Source organism: Microbacterium sp. SMR1 (assembly GCF_003289625.1).
Lineage (GTDB): Bacteria > Actinomycetota > Actinomycetes > Actinomycetales > Microbacteriaceae > Microbacterium > Microbacterium plantarum.
This window is the reverse complement of record NZ_QMBN01000005.1, coordinates 77,131-86,961: the sequence shown is the minus strand read 5'-3', so window position 1 is coordinate 86,961 and position 9,831 is coordinate 77,131. Positions and strand designations below refer to the sequence as shown.

The window sequence follows — 9,831 nt, the reverse complement described above, 5'->3', positions numbered from 1 at the left end:
GGATGTCATCGCGACCGTCCCGACCGTGATCGCGGTGGGCATGCTCGACCGGCTCACGCAGATGGGACAGTCCGTCAAGGACGCCCGGACCGCGGGTGCGGGTGCCGGGGCGGATGCCGCCGGGGCGGATGCCCTCGGGGCGGGCGAGTCCGCCGATACGCGAACGATGGATCAGCTGCGCGCCGACATCCTCGGTGACCTCATCCTCGGTGGGGCGCCGGTCGTTGACCCGACCTACGGGGCCGACCGGGCTGGTGGGCTCGGGGCGATCCGGGCACGCGTGCAGGTCGCGGTCACCGCCGAGACGTTGATGGGGCGTGACGAGAGCCCGGCCGAAGCCGTCGGGGGTGCGCTGATCGATGCCGACACGGCGCGCGAGCTCGCCGGGCAGGTCAGCGAGTGGGACCGACTCTTCATCGACCCCGTCACCCGCACACCGGTCGAGATCGACACCTACCGACCCACCGCGTCGATGAAGAAGCTCTTAATGGCGCGGGACCAGCACTGCCGATTCCCGGGATGCCGGCGGGCCGCGATCCGTTGTGAGCTCGACCACACCATCGACCATGCCCTCGGTGGGCATACCCACATCTTCAACCTCGCCCACCTCTGTCAACGGCACCACTCGATGAAACAGTTCACGAAGTGGGAGGTCAGGCAGGTCGGAGGTGGCGTTCTCGAATGGACCTCACCCCTGGGCCGGGTCTACCGCGAAGACGTCCCCATACCCGCCGTCTGCTTCACCATCGACACCTCCGGCCCACCGCGATCTCGCGTCGGAACCGGCGGGCCGCCGCCGGATCTCGCACCACCCTTCTGATGCGTCGCGACCCTTCTGATGCGTCGCGCGATCTCGACACGCACTGCGAATTCAGTATCCGGCGAAGGCGTCCGTGGTGAGCGACCGCGCTTTCGAGAGCGCCGGGGCGAGGTCGGCGATGAGCCGCGGCGGTCCCGAGATGAACGCGTGCCGTTCGGTGAGGTCCGGCACGAGCGTGGCGAGAGATGCCGCGGTCAGCCGCGCCCCGCCCGTCCACGTCCAGTGGTCGGGCAGGTTCCGAGGCTCGTCTCGCGTCACGACCATCACCGGGATCTCCGCAGCGATGATGTCATCGCGGAAGGCCAGCTCGTCGGCATCCGATGCCACGTAGACCATGACGACATCCCGCCGCTCCCCCGCCAGACGCATCTCGCGCAACTGCGACACGAACGGGGTCACCCCGATGCCGGCCGCGACGAGCAGCACCTTGGCATCGGTCCGTGCGGGCAGCACGAAATCGCCCCACACGCCGGTGACGGGCAGATCGCGACCGGGCTCGACCAGTGCGAGCGCCTTCTTATAGCTCGACTGCGAACCCTCGCGGATAGCGATCCGCACCTCCGGCAGCTCCGCGGGCGCCGAGACGATCGAGAACTCGCGTCGAGTCCCCCGCGCATCGGGGCGACGGTGCGGCACTTCGAGCTCGAGGTATTGACCCGGGCGGAATCGGAAACCCCGGTGCGCCCGAAAGGTCAGCTCGCGAACGGACGGAGTCAGGGCTGTGCGCTCGACGAAGGTCAGCCGCACCGCGGCGCGGTACGCGAAGAAGAACGCCAGCAGGTTGCCGATCAGCAGCGCACGCTCCTGCCCGAGGCTCACGTCGCCGACGAGGATCGGCCATCCCGCGAGAGCCCCCACGAGAGCCGCGACCGCGTACTGCTGCCGCCGACGCGGCGGCAGGGTCAGCGGCTCCGACAGCATGAACGCGCCGAGGAACAGGAACGGCGACGACCACAGCACCTGCCCGATGACGGACGCGTCAACGGGGAGCGACACCTGCGCGTACTGCACGAACGTCCGCACGAGCGCGACGGCCACCGCGACGATGAGGAAGACCGCGACCACCCGCACCTTCTCCGTGCGCACGAGCACCAGCCCGCCGAGCACGATGACCGGCACGGCCAGCACAGGCGAACCCACCCACCATGCGGATGCGCCGAGATCGGGGAACGGGATGCTGAGCACCGTCAGCACGGTCGCGCCCGCCGCCGCGGGGTTGAAGATGTGCCGCCCGCGCCAGGCCAGCAGGTACTTCGAGGCCGAGGCCACCGCTCCCGCGACGGCGAGCCCCAGGAGTCCGACCGGCTCGAGCGTCGGGCGCAGGACGAACAACAGGATGAGCGCGGTGATGAGCGCCGACTCGATGCGCCAGGTGCGACCGAGCATCCGCTGCGCAACGGCATCGACCGCGATGATCGCGACGGCCAGCACGATGAGCGACACCGGCAGCGCGAGCGGGTCGCCGGCGATCTGACCCACGAGAGTGAGCACGAAAGCGATCACCGCCAGCGCGGAGAGTGCGACGAGGACGAACCGGTACATCGACACTCGCCCGAGCGCGCCGACGGTCCGATTCCGAAAGGCTGTCAGGGACGTCATACGAACAACTCCGCTTCGCAGTGAGGTGACCATTCGACGGAACCGTCGGTGCGCATCCGCACCCACGATGCCCCCTGCGCCTGCGCGAACCGCGGGCCGCCGTCGAAGAAAAGGGCGGTGGCGACGGCATCCGCCGTCATCGCATCGGCGGCGATCGCCCACGTCGCCGCGTACTCCCGCACCGGCTCACCCGTACGGGCGTCCAGCACGTGGTGCAACCCGTCGCCCCACGCGCGGCGGTTGGTCGCCGAGGCGCACAGCGCCCCCGAATCCAGCGTCCAGACTCCCACCGCTCGCGACGGATCGTACGGATGCTCGAGCGCGACCCGCTGCTGCACCCCGTCGATCGCCAGGTCGCCGCTCGCGTCGACAACGAGCCACCCCGTCATCCGCTGCCGCAGTTCTGCCCGGACGAGATCGACGAGGCGCCCCTTTCCGACGGCGCCGACGTCGATCGTGGCGGGACGGTGCAGGGTCAGGCTGTCTCCGGAGAGGTCGACGACCTCCCGCCAGCGCTGCGGCGCAGCCGCCGCGCCGCGGTCGCGCATCGAGTACGAGGCATCGTAGCCGCGTCGGGCGAGCGCGTCGCCGACGAGCGGGTTGACGGAGCCGTCCGTCGCATCCGCCAGCTCGTCGTACAGCCCGAGCATGGCCTCAGCATCGCGCGGCGCCGCTACCGTCCCACCCGTCGCGAGCCGACTCACGGTCGAGTCCGCGCGGAACCGCGACCAGTCCCGGTCGAACGCGTCGACCAGCGCCAGGACGGCCGCACGATCGTCGTCTCGCACCGGCGCCTCGCTGTCGATGCGCCACGCAGTGCCGATGGCGTCGAAGTCCCACCGGCCGGGCGCGACAGGCGCAGGGATCATGCCGCCGCGTCGGTACGGATCTCCTCCACGGCGGCGTTGAAGCCACCGCTCGTGAGCGATGAGCCGGCGACACGATCGACCTTCACCTCGTCGAGGCTCTTGCCGACGACCGCATCCGAGATGCCGCCGATGAACTGCGACTGGTACTGCTTGCTCTCGCGGCGGGTCGGCTCGCCCGTGACCTCGACAGCGGTCACGGCATCGGACGCGATCGTGAGCTCAACGGTGATCGTCTCGGGTCCCTCGGGCGTCTGGTACGTACCCTCAGCCGTGTAGGTGCCGTCGCGATACGTGCCGCCGGTTGCGCCCGCCCCACCGGCCGAGCCGGTCGATCCGGTCGCGGGTGTCGCGTCGGCGGACGGCGTCGAGCCGGAAACGGTCTGCTCGGCGTCGGCCTGTCCGGCGCAGCCCGCGAGAAGAGCGAGGCCGGCGACGGATGCCGCCGCAGCGGTGACGCGAAGCGAACGGGGTACGGCAGTGGCGCGGATCATGGCGGGTCCTCCTGTGTCGTGCCCCTCCGGGGGGAGGTGGGCTGATCTCACGCTAGCGGCCCGATGCCATGCCTCCCCTCTGCGGTTCCTATGCGTTTGCATCGAGTTGCTCGCGCGATCGCCGCAGCGCCTTCAGCCCCTCCACCGCCAGGAAGATCGCGATGGCGAATCCGAGCGGAAGCAGCCAGTCCTGCACCGCGAGCGGGCGCGAATCGAACAGCGCGTTCATGAACGGCACGTAGGTGTAGATGAGCTGCAGCACGATCAGGGCCGCAGCCGACCACCAGATCACCCGGTTCCCGCGCAGCACGTCCGCGGTCAGGCTCGACCGGGTGAGGAACCGGCAGTTCAGGAGGAACGCCAGCTGCCCGAGCGCCAGCACGGACACCGACACGGTGCGTGCGACCTCGAGGTCTGCGCCCGTCGCCCGGCTGATCGCGAAGGCGGCGAGCGTCGCTCCCCCGATCAGCACCGATACGACCAGGACGAACATCAGCTCGCGCAGCGAGATGATCGATCCTCCGCTCGCTCGTGGCGCACGGGACATGATCCCCGGCTCCGCCGGTTCGTACGCCAGCGCGAGCGACAGCGTCACGGCGGTCACCATGTTGACCCACAGCACCTGCACCGGCGAGAGGGGAAGAGCGAGCCCGAACACCACCGCGACGAGGATGACGAGCGACTGCGCGCCGTTGGTGGGAAGCAGGAAGACGATCGACTTCCGCAGGTTGTCGTAGATCCGCCGCCCCTCGCGGATGGCCGAGCGGATCGTGGCGAAGTTGTCGTCGGCCAGTACGATCTCGGCTGCTTCCTTGGTCGCCTCCGTGCCCTTGATGCCCATCGCGACCCCGACATCGGCTCGCGTCAGCGCCGGGGCGTCGTTGACGCCGTCTCCCGTCATCGCGACGACTTCACCATGCGACTGGAGTGCGCGAACGATGCGGATCTTGTGCTCGGGACTCGTGCGCGCGTAGACGTCGACGTCGCGGACGACATCCTTCAGCTTCTCCTGGCTGAGCGACTCGAGCTCGCTGCCGGTCAGGACACGAGGCTCATCGTCCGAGACCAATCCCATCTCGCGGCCGATCGCCACCGCTGTGCCCGCGTGGTCGCCCGTGATCATCTTCACGCGGATGCCGGCATGGTGGCAGTCGGCGATGGCCTCGATGGCCTCGGGGCGCGGCGGATCGACGATGCCCCAGAGCCCGAGGAACTCGAGCTCGTCGACGTCGTCGATGGCGACCTCGTCGAGCCGCGAGGGCTTGCGCGCTGCAGCGAGCACACGCAGACCCTCCGCACTCAGCTCGGCGACAGCGGCTTCCCAGAAGTCGCGGTCGAGCTCATCCGACCCCGCTGCCCCGCGCTGGCGCGTCGAACGATCGAGCAGCTGGTCGGGCGCCCCCTTGACGAGCAGCGCGCGCGAGCCGTCCGCGCCCTCGTTCAGCGTCGCCATGAACTTGTTCGCCGAGTCGAACGGCAACACGTCGATGCGCTTGACGCCCTCGGCATCGCCGACGCGTCCACCCTTCATCGCCACGACGCGCAGCGCGCCCTCGGTCGGCTCGCCGACCAGCTTCCAGCCGTCGTCATCCGCCACCACATCGGCGTCGTTGCACAGATCGGCGACCGCCAGCAGGGCAGCGAGGTCGGCGCCCGAGACGCCGTCTCCGTCGGCCCGCGTGATCTCCCCCGCGGGCTCGTAACCGAGACCTGAGACCTCGTAACGAGCGATCGGGGTGATGATGCGGCGAACCGTCATCTCGTTCTTCGTCAGGGTGCCCGTCTTGTCCGAGCACACGGTCGTCACCGAACCCAGCGTCTCGACGGCGGGAAGCTTGCGCGTGATGGCCCGACGGCGGGCCATCTGCTGGACGCCGATCGCCAGCGTGATCGTCACGAGCGCCGGAAGGCCCTCGGGAATCGCCGCCACCGCGAAGCCGATGGTCGCCGACACGAGCTCACCGAACGGCATCCCGTGCGCGAACCGGCCGATGAGCATCATCGCCGCGGCCATCCCGAGAATGACCAGCGTCAGGATCCTGCCGAAGGCGTCGAGCTGCTTGGTCAGGGGCGTGGCGAGCGAACCCGCTCCCCCGACGAGCTCCTGGATCCTGCCGATCTCGGTGCGTGCGCCGGTGCCCGTGACGACGCCGCGCCCCTGACCCGCAGCCACGATGGTGCCCGAAAACGCCATCGACGCGCGGTCGCCGACGCCGGCATCCGCATCGACAGGGTCGGTCTGCTTCGACGCGGGCACCGACTCTCCGGTCAGCGCCGCCTCGTCGATGCGCAGCTGGCTGGCCTGCAGGAGCCGGATGTCGGCGGGCACTTTGTCGCCCGGCGAGAGGCGCACCACATCGCCCGGCACGAGGTCAGCGGCGGCGACGCGGCGCCAGGCCCCGTCCCGACGCACGCTCGCCTCCGACGACAGCATCCCGCGGATGCCCGCGAGAGCCTTCTCGGCGCGTCCTTCCTGGACGAACCCGATCACCGCGTTGATGATCGCGACAGCAAGGATGACCCACACGTCGAGCCAGTCGCCCATGACGGCCTTGATCGCCGCGGCGGCCAGGAGGATGTAGATCAGCGTGTCGTTGAAGTGCGACAGGAACCGCAGCCACGCGGGCGTGCGCTTCGCCTCGGGCAGGAGATTGGGCCCGACCCTCGCCAGGCGCCTCGCCGCCTCGTCCGCACTCAGTCCGTCGGTGCCGGTGCCGAGCGCCGCAGCGACCTCGTCTCCGGCGTGGGCGTATGGGTGAGGCGACTCGAGGTCCGCCTCGGAGACAGGGGCAGCCATGCGGCCGATCCTACGGCGTGCGGCCTCGCGAAACACCGGAGCCCGCCGCGCAAGGCCCGAAGCCGGGCGCGACGGGGATCAGGCGGCGCCGTCGAACATGCTGGTGACAGAGCCGTCCTCGAAGACCTCCTTGATCGCGCGCGCCAGGAGCGGGGCGATCGGGAGGATGGTGAGGCCGGGGAAGCGCTTGTCGTCGCCGAGCGGGATGGTGTCGGTGACGACGACCTCGTCGATCGCGGCATCCTGCAGACGCTCGACCGCGGGGTGACTGAAGACGGCGTGCGTCGCCGCGACGATGACGCGCTCGGCGCCGTTGTTCTTCAGGGCCTGCGCGGCCTTGACGATCGTGCCACCCGTGTCGATCATGTCGTCGACCAGCAGGCAGACACGACCCCGGACATCACCGACGATCTCGTTGACGGTGACCTGGTTGGCGACGTTCGGGTCGCGCCGCTTGTGGATGATCGCGAGCGGAGCGCCGAGGCTGTCGGACCAGGTGTCGGCGACGCGGACGCGGCCGGTGTCCGGCGACACGACGGTGAGCTTCTCGCGGTCCTCCGGGCTGAGCGTGCGCTCGAAGTGCTCGAGCAGGACCGGCTTGGCGAACAGGTGGTCGACGGGACCGTCGAAGAAGCCCTGGATCTGCGCGGCGTGAAGGTCCACGCTCATCACGCGGTCGGCACCGGCCGTCTTGAACAGATCGGCGACGAGACGCGCGCTGATGGGCTCGCGGCCGCGACCCTTCTTGTCCTGCCGCGAGTAGGGGTAGTACGGCGCGACGACGGTGATGCGCTTGGCGGACGCGCGCTTGGCGGCATCCAGCATGATCAGCGTCTCCATGAGCCACTCGTTGACCGGCGGTCCGAACGACTGCACCAGGAAGAAGTCGCATCCGCGGATCGACACCTCGAAGCGGGTGAGGATCTCGCCCGATGCGAAGGTGCGGTGCTCGGTCGGGACGAGCTCCGTGCCGAGCTGCGTTGCTACATCGGCCGACAGCGCGGGGTGCGAGCCACCGGATGCCACGACGAGACGCTTCTTGGTCTTGGCGACCAGTCCCGGGGCGATGCCCCGCGAGACGTCGAGGTCAACCGTGTTCTTCTTGCGAGCCATCGTCCGCTTCCTGTGAAGACCGCACGCGTGCCGCTGCTGCGGCGGCTGCAGTACCGGGTCTGTTCTTCTCGACCCACCCTGCGACATTGCGCTGGGGGGCGACGCTGAGCGCGAGAGCACCGGCCGGGACGTCCTTGCGGATGACCGCTCCGGCGCCCGTCTTGGCGCCCTCACCGATCTTAACCGGCGCGACGAAGACGTTGTGCGAGCCGGCGTGGACCTCGTCGCCGATCACGGTGCGGTGCTTGGCGAGGTCGTCGTAGTTCGCGGTGATGGCACCCGCCCCCAGGTTCACGCCGCGGCCGATCTCGGCGTCGCCGACGTACGACAGGTGCGGGACCTTGCTGCCTTCCCCGATGACGGCGTTCTTCGTCTCGACGAACGTGCCGATCTTGCCCCGCTCGCCGAGCTGCGTGCCCGGCCGAATGTATGAGAAGGGCCCCACGGTCGCGTCGGCGCCGATGACGGCGAGGGTCGCGTCGCTCCGGGTGACGGTCGCGCCCGCGCCGACCTCGCAGTCCGAGAGGGTGGTGTCGGGCCCGATCGTCGCGCCCTCCGCGATCACCGTGGCGCGCAGGATGTGCGTGTTCGGCAGAACGGTCACGTCGGGGGCCAGAGTCGCCGTCACGTCGATCCACGTCGTGGCGGGATCCTGCACGGTCACCCCCTCGAGCTGCCAGCGGCGCACGGTGCGGGCGTTGAGCAGGCGCCCAGCCTCGGCCAGCTGCACCCGGTCGTTGACGCCGACGATGAGATTCGCGTCCGCGACGAGCTGCGCGGCGACCGCGAGCGCGTCGTTGCGGAGCATGCCGACGACATCGGTGAGGTACTTCTCGGCCTGCACGTTGGCGATGCTGATGCGGCCGAGCCGCTCGCGCAACGGCGCTGCCTGGAAGACGTAGACCCCGGCGTTGACCTCGTCGACGGCGCGCTCGGCATCCGACGCGTCCTTGTGCTCGACGATGCGGTCGACGCTGCCCGCGGTGTCACGGATGACGCGACCGTAACCGGTCGGGTCGCTCAGGCGTGCGCTCAGCATCGTGGCGGCGGCGCCCGATGCACGATGGGTGCGCAGCATCTCGCCGAGCGTCGCGTCATCGAGAAGGGGGACGTCCGCGCTGAGCACGAGCACGTCACCGTCGAAGTCCGGCAGCTGGTCGAGAGCGACCTCGACGGCCCGGCCGGTGCCGGGGATCTCGTCCTGGTCGACGACGACGACCTCGGGCGAGACGCCGAGCACGGCCTCCGCGACGCGATCGCGCTCGTGCCGGACGACGACGAGCACGTGAGCGGGTGCGAGGTCGCGTGCTGTGTCGAGCACATGGCCGACGAGGGGGCGACCGCCGATGCGGTGCAGCACCTTCGGGAGGGAGGACTTCATCCGCGTCCCCTGCCCCGCGGCGAGGATCACGACAGCGAGACGGGGGTCGAGTGGGGTGTCGCTCATGCTCCGCCGCCAGGACTCGAACCTAGACCTCACAGCTCCAAAGGCTGTCGTGCTGCCATTACACCACGGCGGAACGCCGCACGCAGGTGCAGCCCGACAAGTCTGCCAGAGCGCGCGGGGTCGCGTCTGCGCCGCGGCTGTGTCCCGCCCCGCGGGTCGGGATAATGGTGCCATGGCACACGAGACCGACGAGGTGGACCGCATCGTCGGTGCGTGGTCGCTGCAGCGCCCCGACCTCGACTTCTCCCCCCTCGAGGTGCTCTCGCGCGTCGACCGGCTGTCGCGTCACCTCGACCGGGCGCGGCGCGAGGCGTTTCGCCGCAGCGATCTCGAGCCGTGGGAGTGGGACGTGCTCTCGGCCCTGCGCCGCGCGGGCGAGCCCTACCAGCTGAGCCCGAAGCAGCTGCTGCAGCAGACCCTCGTCTCGAGCGGCACGATGACCAACCGCATCGACCGGCTCGTCGCGCGCCGGCTCGTTCGGCGCGAGGCCGATCCGGGCGACGGGCGCAGTGTCCTGGTGACCCTCACCGACGACGGACGCATCCGCGTGGATGCGGCCATCACGCGTCTCGTCGACGCGGAAGCCGTGCTTCTGTCGGGCCTGTCGAAGGGCGACCGAGACCGCCTGGCGTCGCTGCTGCGCAAGCTGTCACTGGGGTTCGACGGCTCTCCTCCGCCGGCGTCCGCCTGACGCA

General features: G+C 70.0%; 7 protein-coding genes, 1 tRNA gene and 1 pseudogene. 2 read left to right on the top strand and 7 right to left on the bottom strand.

Annotated elements, in window-relative coordinates:
- A pseudogene (locus DO944_RS15215) lies at window positions 1–820 on the top strand (HNH endonuclease); the annotation flags it as partial.
- A 51-nt stretch (window positions 821–871) separates the two neighbouring features.
- Here the strand turns inward: DO944_RS15215 and DO944_RS15210 are convergent.
- From DO944_RS15210 to DO944_RS15180, 7 genes are all read right to left on the bottom strand, one after another.
- Complete coding sequence (locus DO944_RS15210; protein ID WP_112617998.1) at window positions 872–2,419, bottom strand: FAD-dependent oxidoreductase; 1,548 nt, start codon at window positions 2,417–2,419, stop codon at window positions 872–874.
- Window positions 2,416–3,288: an FAD:protein FMN transferase gene (locus DO944_RS15205; RefSeq protein ID WP_112617997.1), complete on the bottom strand. Its 873-nt coding sequence runs from the start codon at window positions 3,286–3,288 to the stop codon at window positions 2,416–2,418. The genes DO944_RS15210 and DO944_RS15205 overlap by 4 nt, the downstream gene beginning before the upstream one ends.
- On the bottom strand, window positions 3,285–3,779 hold the full coding sequence (locus DO944_RS15200; RefSeq protein WP_112617996.1) for an FMN-binding protein: 495 nt from the start codon (window positions 3,777–3,779) through the stop codon (window positions 3,285–3,287). The genes DO944_RS15205 and DO944_RS15200 overlap by 4 nt, the downstream gene beginning before the upstream one ends.
- Window positions 3,780–3,867: 88 nt before the next feature.
- On the bottom strand, window positions 3,868–6,576 hold the full coding sequence (locus DO944_RS15195) for an HAD-IC family P-type ATPase (RefSeq protein WP_112617995.1): 2,709 nt from the start codon (window positions 6,574–6,576) through the stop codon (window positions 3,868–3,870).
- 78 nt (window positions 6,577–6,654) lie between these two features.
- Window positions 6,655–7,689, bottom strand: coding sequence for a ribose-phosphate diphosphokinase (locus tag DO944_RS15190; protein ID WP_112617994.1), 1,035 nt, complete (start codon window positions 7,687–7,689; stop codon window positions 6,655–6,657).
- Window positions 7,664–9,136 carry a bifunctional UDP-N-acetylglucosamine diphosphorylase/glucosamine-1-phosphate N-acetyltransferase GlmU gene (gene glmU / locus DO944_RS15185; RefSeq protein WP_112617993.1) on the bottom strand — a complete coding sequence of 491 codons (1,473 nt, stop codon included), beginning with the start codon at window positions 9,134–9,136 and terminating at the stop codon, window positions 7,664–7,666. The genes DO944_RS15190 and glmU overlap by 26 nt, the downstream gene beginning before the upstream one ends.
- Before the next feature lies 1 nt (window position 9,137).
- Window positions 9,138–9,209: transfer RNA gene (locus DO944_RS15180), tRNA-Gln, on the bottom strand.
- Window positions 9,210–9,308: 99 nt separating this feature from the next.
- On the opposite strand from DO944_RS15180, the gene DO944_RS15175 reads away from it, so the two are divergent.
- Window positions 9,309–9,827 (top strand): MarR family winged helix-turn-helix transcriptional regulator, encoded by a 519-nt coding sequence (locus tag DO944_RS15175; protein ID WP_112617992.1) that lies wholly within the window; start codon window positions 9,309–9,311, stop codon window positions 9,825–9,827.
- Window positions 9,828–9,831 lie beyond the last annotated feature (4 nt).

Excerpts from the sequence above, each read along its gene's own strand:
- DO944_RS15210 (WP_112617998.1), bottom strand. The coding sequence starts at position 2,419 with ATGACGTCCCTGACAGCCTTTCGGAATCGGACCGTCGGCGCGCTCGGG.
- DO944_RS15205 (WP_112617997.1), bottom strand. The coding sequence starts at position 3,288 with ATGATCCCTGCGCCTGTCGCGCCCGGCCGGTGGGACTTCGACGCCATC.
- DO944_RS15200 (WP_112617996.1), bottom strand. The coding sequence starts at position 3,779 with ATGATCCGCGCCACTGCCGTACCCCGTTCGCTTCGCGTCACCGCTGCG.
- DO944_RS15195 (WP_112617995.1), bottom strand. The coding sequence starts at position 6,576 with ATGGCTGCCCCTGTCTCCGAGGCGGACCTCGAGTCGCCTCACCCATAC.
- DO944_RS15190 (WP_112617994.1), bottom strand. The coding sequence starts at position 7,689 with ATGGCTCGCAAGAAGAACACGGTTGACCTCGACGTCTCGCGGGGCATC.
- glmU (WP_112617993.1), bottom strand. The coding sequence starts at position 9,136 with ATGAGCGACACCCCACTCGACCCCCGTCTCGCTGTCGTGATCCTCGCC.
- DO944_RS15175 (WP_112617992.1), top strand. The coding sequence starts at position 9,309 with ATGGCACACGAGACCGACGAGGTGGACCGCATCGTCGGTGCGTGGTCG.